14 protein-coding genes are annotated in these 16,934 nt (G+C 67.4%); 13 read left to right on the top strand and 1 reads right to left on the bottom strand.

Annotation, left to right across the window (positions count from 1 at the left end; genetic code table 11):
• Positions 1-118: 118 nt before the first annotated feature.
• From DESPIGER_RS06735 to DESPIGER_RS06680, 12 genes are all read left to right on the top strand, one after another.
• Positions 119-1,561 carry a monomeric [FeFe] hydrogenase gene (locus DESPIGER_RS06735; protein WP_072334703.1) on the top strand — a complete coding sequence of 481 codons (1,443 nt, stop codon included), beginning with the start codon at positions 119-121 and terminating at the stop codon, positions 1,559-1,561.
• Positions 1,562-2,008: 447 nt separating this feature from the next.
• A complete protein-coding gene (locus DESPIGER_RS06730) occupies positions 2,009-2,299 on the top strand; it encodes a TM1266 family iron-only hydrogenase system putative regulator (RefSeq protein ID WP_072334700.1) in 291 nt (96 codons plus the stop codon).
• A complete protein-coding gene (locus DESPIGER_RS06725; protein WP_072334697.1) occupies positions 2,296-3,546 on the top strand; it encodes a [FeFe] hydrogenase, group A in 1,251 nt (416 codons plus the stop codon). The genes DESPIGER_RS06730 and DESPIGER_RS06725 overlap by 4 nt, the downstream gene beginning before the upstream one ends.
• 11 nt (positions 3,547-3,557) lie before the next feature.
• A complete protein-coding gene (locus DESPIGER_RS06720) occupies positions 3,558-3,944 on the top strand; it encodes an iron hydrogenase small subunit (protein WP_072334694.1) in 387 nt (128 codons plus the stop codon).
• Between the two features lie 110 nt (positions 3,945-4,054).
• On the top strand, positions 4,055-5,473 hold the full coding sequence (gene hydG, locus DESPIGER_RS06715) for a [FeFe] hydrogenase H-cluster radical SAM maturase HydG (protein WP_072334691.1): 1,419 nt from the start codon (positions 4,055-4,057) through the stop codon (positions 5,471-5,473).
• A gap of 139 nt (positions 5,474-5,612) precedes the next feature.
• Positions 5,613-6,677: a [FeFe] hydrogenase H-cluster radical SAM maturase HydE gene (gene hydE / locus DESPIGER_RS06710; RefSeq protein WP_156831645.1), complete on the top strand. Its 1,065-nt coding sequence runs from the start codon at positions 5,613-5,615 to the stop codon at positions 6,675-6,677.
• A 564-nt stretch (positions 6,678-7,241) separates the two neighbouring features.
• On the top strand, positions 7,242-8,486 hold the full coding sequence (hydF, locus tag DESPIGER_RS06705) for a [FeFe] hydrogenase H-cluster maturation GTPase HydF (protein WP_072337605.1): 1,245 nt from the start codon (positions 7,242-7,244) through the stop codon (positions 8,484-8,486).
• Positions 8,487-8,989: 503 nt separating this feature from the next.
• A complete protein-coding gene (locus tag DESPIGER_RS06700) occupies positions 8,990-9,502 on the top strand; it encodes a cytochrome P460 family protein (RefSeq protein WP_083575325.1) in 513 nt (170 codons plus the stop codon).
• Positions 9,503-9,846: 344 nt separating this feature from the next.
• On the top strand, positions 9,847-10,824 hold the full coding sequence (locus tag DESPIGER_RS06695; protein ID WP_072334688.1) for an efflux RND transporter periplasmic adaptor subunit: 978 nt from the start codon (positions 9,847-9,849) through the stop codon (positions 10,822-10,824).
• Entirely contained in the window at positions 10,824-12,722 is a 1,899-nt protein-coding gene (locus tag DESPIGER_RS06690) for an ATP-binding cassette domain-containing protein (RefSeq protein ID WP_197678000.1), read from the top strand. Before DESPIGER_RS06695 ends, DESPIGER_RS06690 begins: the two co-directional genes overlap by 1 nt.
• Positions 12,723-12,940: 218 nt before the next feature.
• The gene (locus tag DESPIGER_RS06685; protein ID WP_072334685.1) at positions 12,941-14,080 is read left to right on the top strand and encodes an ABC transporter permease; all 1,140 of its coding nucleotides are present in this window, start codon (positions 12,941-12,943) and stop codon (positions 14,078-14,080) included.
• Positions 14,080-15,219, top strand: a complete 1,140-nt coding sequence (locus tag DESPIGER_RS06680; RefSeq protein WP_072334682.1) for an ABC transporter permease — start codon at positions 14,080-14,082, stop codon at positions 15,217-15,219. Before DESPIGER_RS06685 ends, DESPIGER_RS06680 begins: the two co-directional genes overlap by 1 nt.
• Positions 15,220-15,346: 127 nt before the next feature.
• On the opposite strand, the gene DESPIGER_RS06675 is transcribed toward DESPIGER_RS06680, so the two are convergent.
• A complete protein-coding gene (locus DESPIGER_RS06675; RefSeq protein ID WP_072334679.1) occupies positions 15,347-16,069 on the bottom strand; it encodes a potassium channel family protein in 723 nt (240 codons plus the stop codon).
• Between the two features lie 347 nt (positions 16,070-16,416).
• Here DESPIGER_RS06675 and DESPIGER_RS06670 point away from each other — a divergent pair, with 347 nt between their 5' ends.
• Positions 16,417-16,809, top strand: a complete 393-nt coding sequence (locus tag DESPIGER_RS06670) for a fluoride efflux transporter FluC (RefSeq protein ID WP_083575324.1) — start codon at positions 16,417-16,419, stop codon at positions 16,807-16,809.
• Positions 16,810-16,934 lie beyond the last annotated feature (125 nt).

Raw genomic sequence — 16,934 nt, 5'->3', positions numbered from 1 at the left:
CTCCTGTCCTGTCGCGCCTGTTCCGGGCGCCTGTCCCTGGTGCCGGATGTTCCGGCCATCACCGTCCGCATGCCCGGACGGTCATCCTTATCCGGGCGTTCCGCCGCAAGGAGAGACCATGCCTGCTACCAAGAGTGACAATATGTTGAGTTCGCTGCGCCTCGGCGTCATCGAACGTCTGGCCCGTTCGTTCTGGGCCGGGACCCTGCCGGAAGACGTGGACCGCATCCCCCTGCTGATGCGCCCGCGCGGCAGCGAGATCATGAGCCGCTGCTGCATCTACAAGGACCGCGCCATCCTGCGCGAGCGCCTGCGCGCCGCCATGGGCTTCCGCCTCGAAGACGAGACGGACGACTCCATCCCGCTGCGCGCCTATGCCGAAGAGGCCCTGGAACGCACGGAACCCAACTGGCCCATCCTGACGGTCTGCGACATCGCCTGCCAGGGCTGCATGCGGGCCCGCTACTATGTGACCGATGCCTGCCAGGGCTGCGTGGCGCGTTCCTGTGTCGGCAGCTGCCGCTTCGGGGCCATCTCCTTCTCCCGCGGCCGCTCCACCATCGACCCCGACAAGTGCCGCAACTGCGGCATGTGCATGGACGCCTGCCCCTACCATGCCATCGTGCGCCTCAACGTCCCCTGCGAGACGGCCTGCCCGGTGCGCGCCATCCACAAGGGCGACAAGGGCCGTGCCGAGATCGACTTTGAAAAGTGCACCAGCTGCGGCCGCTGCATGCGTGCCTGTCCCTTCGGGGCGGTCATGGAGCGCAGCGAGGTGCTGCCCGTGCTCCGCGCCCTGGCCGGCGGCCGCCATGTGACGGCCCTCATGGCTCCGGCCATCGTGGGCCAGTTCCCCGGCGGCCCGGCCCGCATCGTCACGGCCCTGCGCGGTCTGGGCTTTTCCGATGTCATGGAAGTGGCCCTGGGCGCGGACGTGACCTCGCAGCGCGAGGCCGCGGAATTCGTGGAACGCATGGAACGCGGTGACAGCTTCATGACCACGTCCTGCTGCCCGGCCTATGTGGAAGCCGTGCGCCGCCATGCGCCCGAGCTCCTGCCCCATGTGTCGGAAACGGCCACGCCCATGCACTATACGGCGGAACTGGCCCGCGAGCGCCATCCCGGTACCGTGACGGTCTTCATCGGCCCCTGCGTGGCCAAGCGCCAGGAAGGCCTGCACGACGACATGGTGGACTATGTGCTCACCTTCGAGGAAGTGGGGGCCCTGTTCGATGCCCGCGGGATCGTGGTGGAAGAGTGCGAGGAACACGAGCTGGAGCGCCCCAGCAACGAGGCCCGCGGCTATGCCATCGCGGGCGGTGTGGCCGCCGCCGTGGAAAAGATGGTGGGCGGCCGCATGGAGGTGCGGCCCGTGTCCGTCAACGGCCTTTCTCCCCAGGGCCTCAGGAAACTGCAGTCCTTCGTCAAGGGCGGCTGCCCCGGCAACCTGGTGGAAGTCATGACCTGCGCGGGCGGCTGCGTGGGCGGCGCCGGTGTGGTGATGCCCGTCGCCAAGGGCGCCAGGGCCGTGGAGAACTTTGCCGCCAGGGGCAAGGTATAGGGGAGGGCGGCGCCCCATCGTCTGCGAGCGCCTGCTGCTGCCGTCGCTCGGGGCGCCCGTCCGGGCCTGCGGCAGACGGATGATGACGTTATGTGCCGGGAGGATGATCCATGATCGTCTTCCCGGCTTTTTTTCTGTCTCCCTTGACACGGGGAAGAGGGGAGGCTACAAAACTGGTAACACGTTTTTATAAAAAATAACACGATTGCATACGCCCCCTGTCTCCCTTTTTTTGGCAGTCGGGGAGACAGCTCAGGGGATGCCGACTTGCCACCGGTATCCCCTGAGCGCTTTCCGGGCATTGTCATCCGATGCAGGCAGGGGCCGTGTGCAGGCATATATCGCGCGGCGGGCCCGCAGGGGCGGGCCGCAAGCCGGCCAGGACCGGCGCACCGGGTGCCGGGGCCGTGCCGCCGCGTCTCATTGTCCTGGGGACACGGATACGACATGGTCAGTCAGGAAAAACGGATAGGTGTGGTGGCCCTCGCCATCCACGACAGGCAGGCCCGGGCGGCTTCCGTCAACAGCATCATCAGCCAGTACGCTGATCTGGTGGTGGGGCGCATGGGCGTGCCGTACCGTGAGCGGGGCCTGAGCATCATCGCCCTGCTGGTGGACGGCAATACGGATGCCCTCGGGGCGATGACCGGAAAACTGGGGAACATCCCCGGTGTGAAAGTACGCAGCGTCCTGCTTACTGCCGCCGGGCGAGAGCTTTCCCCCAAGGAGGATTCATGAAGCGCATCGAGATGGAGCATATCGGCTATGTGCCGCATGTGCCGCAGCCGGGGCCGCATCCCGGTACCCTGCCGTTCGTGCAGATCGATGCCGAACGTTGCGTCGGCTGTGATACCTGCCAGGAGTACTGCCCCACAGGGGCCATCTTTGGCGAGGTGGGGCGCGAGCACGCCATCCCGCATCCCGAAGCCTGCATCAACTGCGGCCAGTGCCTGACCCATTGTCCTGAGCTGGCCATCTATGAGGAACAGAGCTGGATTCCCGAGCTGGAAGCGGCGCTTGTCCGCAAGGATATCCGCTGCATCGCCATGCCCGCGCCCGCCGTGCGCTACGCCCTGGGCGACTGCTTCGGCCTGCCGGTGGGCTCGGTCAGCACGGGAAAGATGCTCTCCGCGCTCAAAGCCCTGGGCTTCGCCCATTGCTGGGACACGGAATTCGCCGCGGACGTGACCATTTGGGAAGAAGCCTCGGAATTCGTGGAACGCCTGGCCGCGCGTCGCGACCTGCCCCAGTTTACGTCCTGCTGTCCGGGCTGGCAGAAATATGCCGAGACCTTTTATCCCGACCTGCTGCCGCATTTCTCGTCCTGCAAGTCGCCCATAGGCATGAACGGTGCCCTGGCCAAGACCTACGGTGCGGAGCGCATGGGCTATGCTCCCGATACGGTCTACACCGTCTCCATCATGCCCTGTATCGCCAAGAAATACGAAGGGTTGCGGCCTGAGCTCGCGGCCAGTGGCCGGCGCGACATCGACGCCACCATCACGACCCGCGAGCTGGCCTGGCTCATCAAGAAAGCCGGTATCGACTTTGCCTCGCTGCCCGATGGCGGCCGCGACAGCCTGATGGGCGAATCGTCGGGCGGGGCCACCATCTTCGGCGTCAGCGGCGGTGTCATGGAAGCCGCCCTGCGCTACGCCTATGAAGCCATCACGGGCGGCAAGCCCCGGAGCTGGGATTTCAGGGCCGTGCGCGGACTGGACGGCCTCAAGGAAGCCACGCTGACCATCAAGGGCACGGAGCTGCGCGTAGCTGTGGTCCATGGAGCCAGACGTTTCAAAAAAGTGTGTGATGAGGTGCGTGCGGGCAGGTCGCCGTATCACTTCATCGAGTTCATGGCCTGTCCCGGAGGTTGCGTCTGCGGCGGCGGGCAGCCTGTCATGCCCACGTTGCTGGAGCAGGCCCAGCGCCGTGCCACCAGTCTGTATGCTTCGCTGCGGCAACGTCTTGACCGCGCGGAAGTTTAGGAGGATACACCATGAAGATGACGCATCTGACCCGTCGCGGTTTCTTGCGTGCGGCCTGTGCGGTCGCGGGTGGCGCCATGATCAGTCTGCGCATGGCCGGTGTGGCCGTAGCCAGGTTCCGGGACATCAGGGACTACATGCTGGACCGCATCAACGGAGTCTACGGTGCGGATGCCGCCTTTCCCGTGCGGGCCTCGCAGGATAACGCCCAGGTCAGGGAACTGTATGCCGCCTATCTGAAGCAGCCGCTGGGCCCGCTTTCCGAGAAATTGCTGCATACCCGCTGGACGGACCGGTCCGCCGGGTACCGCCGTCTGGTGGAGGCGGGAACGTTCCCCAATCCCCGTGATGTAGAGATGTTCGCCGCTTCTCCCTATCCTTACGAACAGAAATTCTAGCCATCCTGCCGTCTGCGGAAAGGGGGCCACCTGACCCTGGGACGGTTTCCGTTCCTCTCTGTCGAGCCCTGTGTCCTGTCCGAAAACGGCGCACGCCAGAGAGGTTTGCCATGTACGATCCCCATTCCCTGCATGCCGAAGAATTCATAGATCACGAAGAGGTGCAGGAGACCCTTGCCTGGGCGGCGGAACATGCCCGCGATGCCGGGCTCATCGACGGCATCCTTGCCAAAGCCGCGCTCTGCAAGGGCCTGAGCCACCGGGAAGCCTCCGTCCTGCTGGCCTGTGAGCTGCCGGACAGGGTGGAGGCCCTGTACCGGCTGGCCAACCGCATCAAGCACGAGTTCTACGGCAACCGCATCGTCATGTTCGCGCCGCTGTACCTGTCCAATTACTGCGTCAACAGCTGCGTCTACTGCCCCTACCACGCCCGCAACAAGCACATCATCCGCAAGAAGCTGACCCAGGAGGAGGTGGCCCGCGAGGTCATCGCCCTGCAGGACATGGGCCACAAGCGCCTGGCCCTGGAAGCGGGCGAGCACCCCGCCATGAACCCCATCAGCTACATCCTCGACTGCATCCGCACCATCTACGGCATCCGTCACAGGAACGGGGCCATCCGCCGCGTCAACGTGAACATCGCGGCCACCACCGTGGAGGAATACCGGATGCTCAGGGAGGCGGGCATCGGCACCTACATCCTGTTCCAGGAGACCTACCACAAGCAGAGCTACGAAAAGCTCCATCCCGCGGGCCCCAAGCATGATTACGCCTGGCATACCGAAGCCATGGACCGCGCCATGCAGGGCGGCATCGACGACGTGGGCCTGGGCGTGCTCTTCGGCCTGGAAGGCTACCGCTACGAGTTCGCGGCCCTGCTCATGCATGCCGAGCATCTGGAGGCCGTACACGGCGTGGGCCCGCACACCATCAGCGTGCCGCGCATCAAGAAGGCCGACGACATCGACCCCGACGTCTTCGACAACGGTATCGACGACGAGACCTTTGCCCGCATCTGCGCCTGCATCCGTGTGGCCGTGCCCTACACCGGCATGATCATCTCCACCCGCGAGAGCCAGGCCGTGCGCGAAAAGGTGCTGCCCCTGGGCGTCTCGCAGATCAGCGGCGCGTCCCGCACCAGCGTGGGCGGCTACTGCGAGCCCGAACCCGAGGACGAGAACTCCGCCCAGTTCGATGTCAGCGACCGCCGCACCCTGGACGAGGTGGTCCGCTGGCTCATGGATCAGGGCCACATCCCCAGCTTCTGCACGGCCTGTTACCGCGAGGGCCGCACCGGCGACCGCTTCATGAGCCTGTGCAAGAGCCGCCAGATCCTCAACTGCTGCCACCCCAATGCCCTGCTGACCCTCAAGGAATATCTGCAGGACTATGCCTCGCCCGCCACCCGGGCCGTGGGCCTGGACATGATCGCGAAGGAACTGGACAAGATCCCCAGCGACAAGGTGCGCGCCCGCACCATCCGGTGCCTGAGCGCCATCGAGGCCGGGCAGCGGGACTTCCGCTTCTAGGGCGGTATCCTTTCCGGGGCTGCTCCTGTCCGCCGGGAGCGGCCCCGGGCGTCCTCCGCGTGTTTTGGCCGCCTTTTCCGTCCATCCTTCCCGCGGGCAGGCCCTTCCTGTCCCGCCGCTCTTCCCAGGAGATCCCGTCATGCCGGAATCCGCACCGCCGTCCTCCCCCGTGACGGCCAGTCCCGAGGCCGCCCGTTCTTCAGCTGCCCCCACGTCCATCCCCGCCCTTTCCCGGGCCGAAGTGCGCGAGCTGCTTTTCGACCTGCCCTGGCCGGAATTGCGGGCCCTGGCGCACCAGTGCCGTCTGCGGCACAAGGGGCGGCATGTGCATGTGCGCGGTCTGCTGGAGTTTTCCAATGTCTGCCGCCGCAACTGCCGCTATTGCGGCCTGCGCCACGAGAACAGGCACCTGGCCCGCTACAGCCTGTCGGCGGCGGAGCTGCTGCGGGCCGCGTCGCAGGCCGTGGCCGCCGGGGTGGACACGCTGGTGCTGCAATCGGGCGAGACGGCCCGCAACCCCCTCTGGCTGGCCCAGGTGGTGCGCGGCCTCAAGGAGCGCTTCGGCCTGCCCGTGACCCTGAGCGTGGGCGAGCAGCCGCGCGAATGGTACGCCCTGTGGCGTGAGGCCGGGGCCGACCGCTTCCTGCTCAAGCACGAGACCGCCGATGCCCGTCTCTATGCCGCCCTGCATCCCGGCTATCGGCTGGCCGACCGGCTGCGGGCCCTCTCCTGGCTGGCGGAACTGGGCTATGAGGTGGGCTCCGGCTTCATGGTCGGCGTGCCCGGCCAGCGCCCCGAAAGTCTGGTGGACGACATCCTGCTGGTGCGGGACATGCGCGTGGCCATGTGCGGGGCCGGGCCCTTCGTGCCCCAGGCCGACACCCCTCTGGGGCGGCAGCCGCGCGGCTCCACGGAGCTGTGCCTGCGGGTCATGGCCGTGCTGCGTCTGGCCCTGCCTTGGGCCAACCTGCCCGCCACCACCGCGCTGGCCAGCCTGCGCCCCGAAGACGGACAGCGGCAGGGCCTTGCCGCGGGCGGCAACGTGCTCATGCCTTCCTTCACCCCGGCGGCGCGCCGGGCCGCCTACCGCATCTACGACCACAAGGCTGTGGTGGACATGGACGCCGTGCGGCGCGCCATCGCGGGCGCCGGGCTGGAGCATGCGCTGCCGGAAGCTTGGGCAGGGGAGGAAGGCAGGTTTTGACGAGGGAGGAAAGGGCGTTTTTTGTAAAAACTGCCCCTTCCTCCCCCGTACCCCCTCCAGCCCCGAAAAAACGTTGTTCTGATCGGTATGGCAGGTCCCCGTCTTCGTCTGTGAGGGCGGGGACATGGCGGGATGCCCTTGAGGATGTTTACGGGCGCGGGGAAGCCTTGCCGTTACAAAGGCTGCGATTGCTGCGAAGCCGATGTTTTCGGGGGCGCGGAGGAAGATCGGGACGAGTCCCCCGGCGTGTTCTTCATGTCGAGATGCAGTACAGGGCCTGTGTGGAACAGGGGGGACAGGGGGCTGTGACGGGACAGCCGGGGAGCGGGAAGGGACTGCCGCAAGCGGCTGCGGGATTTGCGGCGGTGCAGTGTTTTATGCTCTTTCAGGGATGACGGCATGGACAGGTGCCCGCAGCGTCCCTATATCTGGAAGGAAAGGCCGTGAGGGCGGCTGGAGGCATCGACCTCTCCTGTCGGCCTCTCGTCCGCATCAGGATTTTTTCAGCATACAAGTTACGGAGTGTCGTCCGGCATGACCGGCGGCCATCAGAAGGAGTTCGGCATGAACGAAAGTCCCAAGGCCCTGCGCCTGCACATCGGCCTGTTCGGGCGGCGCAATGCAGGCAAGTCTTCCTTGCTCAACGCGCTGGTGGGGCAGGACGTGGCCATCGTTTCCCCCACGCCGGGCAGCACGGCGGACCCGGTGGAAAAAACGCTGGAGATGGCGCCCCTGGGACCGGTGGTCTTTCTGGATACGGCCGGGCTGGACGATCTGGATGCCCCGCTGGGGGCCCGGCGGGTGGAGCGCAGCCTGCGGGCCATGCGCCGGGTGGACGTGGCCCTGCTGGTGCTGGACGGTCCCTGCTGGGAGGCTGTGGAAAACGACACCGCCGCCCGTCTGGCCGCTGCGGGCATCCCCTTTGCCGTGGTGGTCAACAGCCGCGGGGCGGCGGACGCCTGTGATGCGGCATGGCGCCCTGCGGACCTTGCCGCGATGGTCCCCGTGCTCTGGGCCTCGGCCCGGGAAGGCTGGGGACTGGAGGGCATCCGGGCCGCGCTGGCCCGTCTGGCTCCGGCCGGGACCCTGAAGCAGCCGCCGCTGGTGCATGACCTGCTGCCGGAACACGGCACGCTGCTGCTGGTGGTGCCGCTGGATTCCGGGGCGCCGCAGGGCCGTCTCATCCTGCCGCAGGTGCAGACCATCCGGGACAGCCTGGACGGCCGCTGCCTGTGCCTTGTGGTGACGGAAGAGCAGTTGCCGCAGGCCTTTGCCGCCCTGCGGGAGCCGCCTGATCTGGTGGTCTGCGATTCGCAGGTGGTGCATGTGGCCGCGCGCCTGACGCCGCCGTCCGTGCCCCTGACTACGTTCTCCATCCTCATGGCCCGCGCCAAGGGCGACCTGGTGGCCCTGGCCCGGGGGGCGGCGGCCCTGACCCGTCTGCGGCCCGGCCAGACCGTGCTGGTGCAGGAGGCCTGCTCGCACCATGCGCAAAAAGATGACATCGGCCGCGTGAAGATCCCGCGTCTGCTGGCCCGGCTGGCCGGCGGCCCCGTGGAGACCCCCATGCTGGCCGGCAAGGAATTCACCGAATATGCGGGAGACGCGGCCGCGGTGGTGCACTGCGGCGCCTGCGCCATCACGCGCGGCCAGATGCTGGCCCGGCTGGACGAAGCCCGGGCCCACGGGCTGCCCATGACCAATTACGGCATGTGCATCTCGCTGGCGCAGGGCGTGCTGGAACGCGTGCTCTCTCCCTTCCCGGAAGCGCTGGCCGCCTGGCGTGCCCAGGCGCAGCTGCCGGGATAACCCGTAACCACAGGGCATGCATCATGCCCGGGAGGTCATATGCCTGGACCGTTGTTCGCCGTCATCGGCATCATCGTCATGTTGCTCGTCATGCGCTGGGTCTTCAAGAATGGCGGTTGCGGCTGAATGCCCCGTCGTCCTGCCCCGGGTACCGGGGACAAGCGTCTGGAAGCATTTCCCGCCCGGCGCAAGGAGGAAGACCGCTGATCCCTCCGGGAAGGCCCCGCGCAGCCGCCATGCCTGCGTGAGCCCGCCCCTGTTCCCGCTGTGCTGACCTGAACGGCAGCGGTGTTCCCGTCCATGTTCCCGGCCCGTCGTGTCCTGCGACGGGCTTTTTGTTTTTGGCCGTGCCTGCGGCAGCAGGACATGCGAGGGCGGGAAAAAGAAGTTGACATCTCATTTCATTTATAAGTAGTATAAATAACTATTTCCATAACTTGGCACCATGCCCTGCGCCGGATGGCCCGCACAGGACATGCATGCCGCTTTTACGGAGGTTCGACATGAAGTTTGCCCCCCTGTTGTCCGCCCTGTGCCTGTTCAGCCTGTGTGCGGCGCCGACTGTCGCGGAGGAACAGAAACCGGCCCCCGCCCCCAATGGCCTCGAGATCCCGGAAGGTTTTGAAAACTGGGCGGTGATCTCCATTTCCCACCGTCTGGACCGGGAAAGCATGCGCGTCATCCTGGGCAATGACATCGCCGTCAAGGCGGCCCGCAGCGGCCAGACTTCGCCCTGGCCCGACGGCGCCATCATCGCCAAGGTGGCCTGGACCGAGACCAGTGAGGAAGACTGGCCCGCTGCCGTGGTGCCCGGCAAGCTCCTGAACGCCGAGTTCATGTTCAAGGACAGCAAAAAGTTCGCCGCCAACGGTACCGGCTGGGGCTGGGCCCGCTGGAAAGGGCCCGACCGCACCCCCTACGGCAAGGACGCGTCCTTTGAAAAGGAATGTATCGAATGTCATGCCGCCGTCCGTCATCGTGACTGGGCCTTCACCCAGGCCGCCACGTTCCGTTAGGCCCCTGCCGCGGGCCTGACAGCGCAGGCATCAGGACCGTCAGGCCGTGTTGCCCCGCGCTTTCCTGCGGGCCTCCTTGCGGGGCCCGCACCGTTTTTCATGTGCCAGGCAGGGGATCCCCTGTCCGCGTCCGAAGACGGGGACCCGCCATCCCCGTCCCCGCCCCGGATGGACAGGGCGGGACAATCTTCGTATGCTGCCTGCCCTGAGGGCCCTGGCGGTCGCATCCGGCCGGCATCATGCCGGATTCCCGATCCGGGGCCTGTATGGAGACATTGTCCGGGGCTGCGCGGAGCGCGGGAGGGGCTGCCCTCCTGTCCCGGGCTCCCTGCGGGAGAGACGATATGCGGCAAAAGATTCTGGCAGCGGTGCTGCTTGCGGGCGTGGTCGTGGCGCTGGGCTGGTATTTTCTGTGGGACGGGACGCAGGGGAGCCTGGTGCTGTACGGCAATGTGGAGATCCGCCAGGTGGATGTGAGCTTTCGTGTGGACGGCCGCATCGCCCGGGTGCTGGTGGACGAAGGCGACAGCGTGCGCGCCGGGCAGGAGCTGGCCTGTCTGGACGATGACCTGCTGCGCCAGCAGCGGGACCAGAGTGCGGCCCAGCTGGCCGGGCAGAAGGCCCAGCTGCTGCGCCTGGAGCGCGGCTACCGCACGGAAGAAGTGGAGCAGGCCCGTGCCGCCGTGGCCCGTGCCCGTGCCGTGGCCGACAATGCGGCCATCAATCTGAACCGCGTCAGCGCCATGCGCGCACGCAACGCCATCTCCCAGAAGGAGCTGGACAACGCCCGCAGTTCGGACAGGTCGGCCCGGGCGGAACTGCGTTCGGCGCAGGAGCAGCTGGACATGCTGCTGTCCGGCTACCGCGAGGAAGAGGTGCTGGCCCAGCGGGCGGCGGTGGATGCCGCGGCGGCCGCGCTGGAGCTGGCCGAGATCCGGCTGCGTGACGCCGTGCTGACCGCGCCGCAGGACGGCATCGTCCTGACCCGTGCCCGTGAGGCCGGGGCCATCGTGCAGGCCGGGCAGACCGTGTACACCCTGAGCCTGGTGGATCCGGTGTGGCTGCGCGTCTATGTGGACGAGCCGCAGCTGGGGCGCATCAAGCCGGGCATGGCCGTGCGGGTGCGCGTGGATGCGGTGCCGGACAAGGAATTTTCGGGCCGGGTGGGCTTCATCTCTCCGGCGGCGGAGTTCACGCCCAAGAGCGTGGAGACCATGGAAGTGCGCACCTCGCTGGTCTACCGGCTGCGGGTGCAGGTGGACGATCCCGACAACGTCATGCGGCAGGGCATGCCCGTGACCGTGACCCTGGTGGAGCCGTAATGTCCTTCTGGTCCGCCTGGTGGCGGCGCCGGGCAGCTGCGGAGCCGGATACGGCCCGTCCTGCGGGCGGTCATGCCGGTGACGGCCGCAGGGGCGGGGGAGCAGGCCGGCAGGCCGCTGCCGCCCCTGAGGCTGTGCAGGACGCCGTGGCGCCGCAGGACGGCATCGCCGTGGAACTGCGCGGCCTGGTCATGCGCTTCGGGGCCGTGGAGGCCCTGCGCGGTCTGGATGCCCGCATCCCGGCCGGGCGCATCACCGGTCTCGTGGGACCGGACGGCGCGGGCAAGACCACCCTGCTGCGCCTGCTGGCCGGGCTCATGGAACCGGCGGCGGGGCAGGCCCTGCTGTTCGGCCGTCCCGCCCGCGAGGTGGCGGCGGACGCCCCCAACAGCATCGGCTACATGCCGCAGCGTTTCGGCCTGTATGAAGACCTTTCCGTCATGGCCAACCTGCGCCTGCACGCCCGTCTGCGCGGCCTGGAGGGCGAGGCCCGCGACGCCCTGTTCGACAGGCTGCTGGCCTTTACCTCGCTGGGGCCCTTCACCCGCCGTCTGGCCGGGCGCCTTTCCGGCGGCATGAAGCAGAAGCTGGGCATCGCCTGCGCCCTTTTGGGGGCGCCGCGCGTGCTGCTGCTGGACGAGCCCGGCGTGGGCGTGGACCCCCTGTCGCGGCAGGAGCTGTGGCAGATGGTCAGCGAGCTGAGCGACGACGGCATGACCGTCATCTGGTCCACGGCCTATCTGGACGAGGCCGCGCGCTGTCCGGGCATCATCATGCTGGACGGCGGCCGCATCCTTTACGACGGCCCGCCCGAAGGGCTCACCGCCCGGGTGGAAGGGCGCGTGTTCCATGTGCCGCCGGGCAGCGAGGGCAGCAAGGCGGCCCTGGCCCGCTGGACGCGGACGCCGGGCGTGGAAGACGCCCTGATGCAGGGCAGCCGCATCCGTGTGCTGCTGGGACAGGACGCCCCGGAAAGCACACGGGCCGCCGTGCGCGAGGCCGGGGGAGAGGACGTCCCCGCCCGTCTGGAAGACGCCTACATGCACATGGTGGGCGGGCTCAATCAGGAACCGTCGCCCTACGGCAGGACAGGAGGCGACGGCGGCGGGCAGGTGGCGCGGCTGAGCGTGGAAGCGCCGGAACGCATCGTGGCGCAGGGGCTGACCAAGCGCTTCGGCACGTTCACGGCGGCGGACCACATCAGCTTCACGGTGCGCGCCGGGGAGATCTTCGGCCTGCTGGGGCCCAACGGCGCGGGCAAGTCCACCACCTTCCGCATGCTTTGCGGCCTGTCGCGGCCCACGTCGGGCCAGTGCAGCGTGGACGGCGTGGACCTGCTGCGTGCGGGCAGCGCGGCGCGTTCGCGCCTGGGCTACATGGCGCAGAAATTTTCCCTGTATCTGGACATCCCGGTGCGCGAGAACATCCTCACCTGTGCGGAGCTGTACGGACTGGCCCCGGAACGCCGCAAGGCCCTGCTGCCCGTGCTGGCGCAGGCCCTGGAGCTGACGGACTATCTGGACAGCCGCACCCTCAGCCTGCCGCTGGGGCAGAAGCAGCGCCTGGCCCTGCTGTGCGCCACCCTGCACGAGCCGCCGGTGCTCTTCCTGGACGAGCCCACATCGGGCGTGGACGTGCGCACCCGCCGGGACTTCTGGAAGCATATCACGGCCATGACCGGGGCCGGGGCCTCGGTGCTGGTGACCACGCATTTCATGGAAGAAGCCGAATACTGCGACCGCATGGCCCTCATCTACCGGGGCGCCATGATCAGCATGGGCACGCCGGATGCGCTCAAGGCCTCCTGCCGGGGCATGGCGGGCATGCCCGACGACCCCACGCTGGAAGATGCCTTCATCGCCAGCATCCGGCGTTATGATGCCGAGCATCCGCAGTAGGGGATGCCCGGCCCGGCCGCGGGGCAAGGCGCTCCCGGCCTCCGTGCGTTGATGGCCGCGGGGCGTTGCCGTCTGTCGGGCACGGTCCCGGGGCGGTCCCGGCTGTCAGGACAGGGTGCCCGGGGCGCGGTGCCGGGCCGGCGGGGCACGTGCGGGGCGGGCAAGAGGATCGGGAAATCCGGTATCCGCAACGGCGGGCCGGGAGAGGGAGGAGCCTGATGCGAGAACGTCTGTCACGCCGCCTCTGGGTGCGGCAGCTGCTGGCCCTGGTGGGCAAGGAGTTCCAGCAGATCGTGCGGGACCCTTCGTCCTATCTGGTGGCCGGCGTGCTGCCCCTGCTGTTCCTGCTGCTCTTCGGCTACGGCATCACCCTGGACGCGGGCGTGCTGCAGCTGGCCGTGTTCAACCAGAGCGGCGGCCGGCATTCGCGGGCCCTGCTGACGGACTTTGCCCATTCGCCGCACTTCGTCATCCGTTCCATCAGCCACATGCGCGAGGGAGAGCGCCTGATGCGCGAATCCTCCGTGCAGGGCATCCTGGTGCTGGGCCAGCAGTTCGACGCCCAGCTGGACCGGGGCACCACGGCGGACGTGCAGCTCATCGTGGACGGCACCGAGCCCAACGTGGCCCGCTTCATCCAGAGCTACGCGCAGGCCGTGCTGCTGCGCTGGCAGGGGGCCCGGCAGGCGGGCGGCGTGCCGCAGGCCGGCCCGGTGGGCATCGAGGAGCGCTACTGGTACAATCCCACGGCCAAGAGCGAGCGCTTTCTGGTGCCCGGGGCCATCACGGTCATCATGACGCTCATCGGCACTCTGCTGACCTCGCTGGTCTTTGCCCGCGAATGGGAGCGCGGCACCATGGAAGCCATGCTGGCCACGCCCGTGAGCCGCTGGCAGATGCTGCTCGGCAAGCTCATCCCCTATTACTGCATGGGCATGTTCAGCATGGGCCTGTGCGCGCTGGCCGCCGTGACCCTGTTCGGCGTGCCTTACCGGGGCTCGGTGGGGGCGCTGCTGTTCATCTCCTCGGTGTTCATGCTCTGCGCCCTGGGGCAGGGCCTGCTCATCTCCGTGAGCCTGCACAGCCAGCTGCAGGCCGCCGAGGCCGGGCTTTTTTCCGGCTTCTTGCCCGCCCTGCTGCTGTCGGGCTTCGTGTTCGACATCAACAGCATGCCGCCCGTCCTGCAGGCCATCACCCATCTGGTGCCGGCCCGCTATTTCAATACCTGCCTGCGGACGCTCTTCCTGACCGGGGACGTCTGGGAGCTGTTCTGGCCCTGTCTGGGGGCCATGAGCCTGCTGGCCCTGCTCATGCTGGGGCTGGTCTACAAAAAGCTGGTCAAAAGGCTGGATGTCTGATGCCGCGTGATGTCTTCCCGCTCCCTGTCCGGCGCATGCTGGCCATCGTGCGCAAGGAGCTGCTGGTCCTGTTCTGCAACCCCGTCTCCCGCATGCTGATCATCGTGCCGCCGCTCATGCAGATCGTCGTGTTCGGCTGGGCCGCCACCATGGAAGTGCGCCATGTGGACGTGGCCGTGCTCAACCATGACAACGGCCCCCTGAGCCGGGAGATCGTGCGCCGTCTGGAAGGCTCGCCCACCTTCCGGCATGTGTTCTTCCTGCGCGGGCAGCAGGAGGTGCGCCCGGCCATCGAGCAGGAAAAGGCCCTGTTCGTCATGGTCTTCGATGCGGAGTTCTCCCGCAGGGCCGCACGCGGCGAGCCCGTGACCGTGCAGCTGCTGCTGGACGGCAGACGCTCCAATGCGGCCCAGATCGCGGCCTATTATGTGCAGACCATCCTGGCCGGGGTGGCCGCGCAGACACCGCCGGGGCGGCAGGCCGCCCCGGCGGGCGGCGGCAGCCTGGACATACGGCAGCGCAGCTGGTTCAACCCCAATTTCGAGTTCCAGTGGTTCTTCCTGCCCAACCTCATCGGCATGCTGAGCTTCATGCTGGGGCTGGTGGTGACGGGCCTGTCCGTCGCCCGCGAGCGCGAGGCGGGCACCTTCGATCAGCTGCTGGTCTCGCCGGCCACGCCCACCGAGATCGCCCTTGCCAAGCTCATCCCCGGCTGCGTGGTGGGCCTGGCCCACGGCACCATCTTCTTGCTGGTCTCGGTCTTCGGTTTCGGCGTGCCCTTCACGGGCTCGGTCGTGCTGCTCTATGTGGCCGTCTTCATCTTCTCGCTGGCGGCGGGCGGCATCGGCCTGATGATCTCCTCCCTGTCCTCCACCCAGCAGCAGGCCTTTCTGGGCGCCTTCACCGTGGGCGTGCCCTGCATCCTGCTTTCCGGGGCCGTGACGCCGGTCATCAACATGCCGGTGGTCCTGCAGCACGGCAGCCAGCTCAACCCCATCCGCCATTTCACCACTCTGGTGCAGGGCGTGTTCCTGCGCGACATCACCTTCGAGGCCGCTTCCGTGAGCCTGCTCAAGATCTGCGCCATCACCGTGGTCTGCGTCTGCGTGGCGGTGTGGATGTTCCGCCGCCGCGTGTAACCTTGTGAGAGGAGAGGGCGGCAGGGAAAGTGCGTGCTGCGGTCCGTCGTGTGCTACGGGGCGGGAGCGACGCCCTTTTTCTCCGTGCGGGACATGGATGGCGGAAGTGTCCGCGTATGCGGTACCGTTACGAGTCTTCTTTGGGGGCGGGTTCCTTGGCCGCCTTCTGGACGGGGCGGCTGGCAAAGGTGCGTCCCACGATGGAGGCGATGACCACCAGCGAATAGATGTTGGCGGACAGGGACACCAGCACGGTGGCATTGCGCGCGGCCCAGGAAACGGGCGTGATGTCGCCGTAGCCGATGGTCATGAGGCTGATGTAGCTGAAGTAGAAAAGATCCTGCAGGCTCACGCCGCCGGGATCGGGGCCCCGGAAGGAACCGGGCTGGAAGCTCTCCAGCAGCAGGAAGAGGAAAAAGCCGCTGTAGCCGATGAGCAGCAGTCCGGAAAGGCCCGCGCAGAGGGTCTGCCGGGCATCCAGATGCAGGCGGTGCGTCTGGGCGCGGTAGAGCTGCATGAAGACTTCCAGCAGGATGATGAAGAAGAACAGGCCATGCAGCAGGAGCAGGCTGAGCTGGAGCGCCCGGGGCATGGAGGACAGCGCCTGGAAGGGATGCAGGGCCAGGATGCCCATAGCCGTCAGGACCGCCGCCCAGAAGCCCGGACGAAGACGGCCGTACAGATTGATCCCGGCCAGCAGCTGCAGGGGCAGGTAGCAGGCCTGGGCCGTGCCGCCGTAGATTTTTCCGGGAAAAATGATATTCAGCAGGAACATGCAGGCAAGGGAAAGCAGCAGGCCCTCGAAACGGCGAAAATGCCACCAGCGGCGTCCGTGCAGCCAAGGGAACATGGGGACCTCCCGGTCAGACAGTTGCAGCGCAGGAACAGGCGGATCGTGGCCTGCCTGAACGGCAGACAGCGGAGCGGCGGCGCGGGCCACGTCCCTGTTTTTTGCCATGCCGGGGCAGGCAGGGGCCACGTTACCGGACATCGCTCCAAAGCTGACCCTAAGGCAGAAGCGCGGGATTGCAAAGCCCGGCCGTTTGACATTTCGGAACCGCCGCTGCCTTGCTGCGGAGCATATGCGCCCGGGATGCGGCGGACGCCAGCGCCTTGCCCGCAGGATTGCCGGTGCAGGATTGGTGATGGCCGCGGCGGCGTCAGGCACGGCGCCCCGGCCTGCGATCATGATGGAGGATGACGATGGATGTGACGGCGCTGCGCAATTGCGGCCTTCTTTTTCTGGCGGGCGGGGCAGGGGCCCTGGCACGCTACGGTGTTTCGGAACTGGCCAATACGCTGGTGGGGCGGCAGTACCCGCTGGGGACCTTTGTGGTCAACGTGCTGGGCTGCTTCCTGTTCGGGCTGATCTGGGAGCTGGCTGCGGTGCGCCTGCTCATCCCGGACACGGTGCGCCTGATCATCCTGGTGGGCTTCATGGGCTCGTTCACCACCTTCTCGTCCCTGATCTTCGATTCCTTCGCCCTGGGGCAGACCCGCCTGGCCCTGCTGCTGTTCAACATCGGCGCCCAGACCATCCTGGGCTTCGCGGCCCTATTCCTGGGCATGACCGTGGGCAAGCACTGGTAGCCCGGGGCCCGGTCAGGCGGCCCGGCGGCTCTGCCTGCCATGCCAGGCCCGGCAGGAAAAAAGATCATTGGGTGCGGCGGCATCCTTCCCCGTTTGTCCGGGCCCTGTGGCGGTTTTGGGGAAAG

This window comes from Desulfovibrio piger, assembly GCF_900116045.1.
In the GTDB taxonomy this organism is placed as follows: domain Bacteria; phylum Desulfobacterota; class Desulfovibrionia; order Desulfovibrionales; family Desulfovibrionaceae; genus Desulfovibrio; species Desulfovibrio piger_A.
This window is presented reverse-complemented; position numbering and strand designations above follow the sequence as displayed.

Excerpts from the sequence above, each read along its gene's own strand:
- DESPIGER_RS06670 (WP_083575324.1), top strand. The coding sequence starts at position 16,417 with ATGACGATGGATGTGACGGCGCTGCGCAATTGCGGCCTTCTTTTTCTG.
- DESPIGER_RS06720 (WP_072334694.1), top strand. The coding sequence starts at position 3,558 with ATGAAGATGACGCATCTGACCCGTCGCGGTTTCTTGCGTGCGGCCTGT.
- DESPIGER_RS06680 (WP_072334682.1), top strand. The coding sequence starts at position 14,080 with ATGCCGCGTGATGTCTTCCCGCTCCCTGTCCGGCGCATGCTGGCCATC.
- hydF (WP_072337605.1), top strand. The coding sequence starts at position 7,242 with ATGAACGAAAGTCCCAAGGCCCTGCGCCTGCACATCGGCCTGTTCGGG.
- DESPIGER_RS06730 (WP_072334700.1), top strand. The coding sequence starts at position 2,009 with ATGGTCAGTCAGGAAAAACGGATAGGTGTGGTGGCCCTCGCCATCCAC.
- DESPIGER_RS06675 (WP_072334679.1), bottom strand. The coding sequence starts at position 16,069 with ATGTTCCCTTGGCTGCACGGACGCCGCTGGTGGCATTTTCGCCGTTTC.
- DESPIGER_RS06725 (WP_072334697.1), top strand. The coding sequence starts at position 2,296 with ATGAAGCGCATCGAGATGGAGCATATCGGCTATGTGCCGCATGTGCCG.
- DESPIGER_RS06700 (WP_083575325.1), top strand. The coding sequence starts at position 8,990 with ATGAAGTTTGCCCCCCTGTTGTCCGCCCTGTGCCTGTTCAGCCTGTGT.
- DESPIGER_RS06690 (WP_197678000.1), top strand. The coding sequence starts at position 10,824 with ATGTCCTTCTGGTCCGCCTGGTGGCGGCGCCGGGCAGCTGCGGAGCCG.
- hydG (WP_072334691.1), top strand. The coding sequence starts at position 4,055 with ATGTACGATCCCCATTCCCTGCATGCCGAAGAATTCATAGATCACGAA.
- hydE (WP_156831645.1), top strand. The coding sequence starts at position 5,613 with ATGCCGGAATCCGCACCGCCGTCCTCCCCCGTGACGGCCAGTCCCGAG.
- DESPIGER_RS06735 (WP_072334703.1), top strand. The coding sequence starts at position 119 with ATGCCTGCTACCAAGAGTGACAATATGTTGAGTTCGCTGCGCCTCGGC.
- DESPIGER_RS06695 (WP_072334688.1), top strand. The coding sequence starts at position 9,847 with ATGCGGCAAAAGATTCTGGCAGCGGTGCTGCTTGCGGGCGTGGTCGTG.
- DESPIGER_RS06685 (WP_072334685.1), top strand. The coding sequence starts at position 12,941 with ATGCGAGAACGTCTGTCACGCCGCCTCTGGGTGCGGCAGCTGCTGGCC.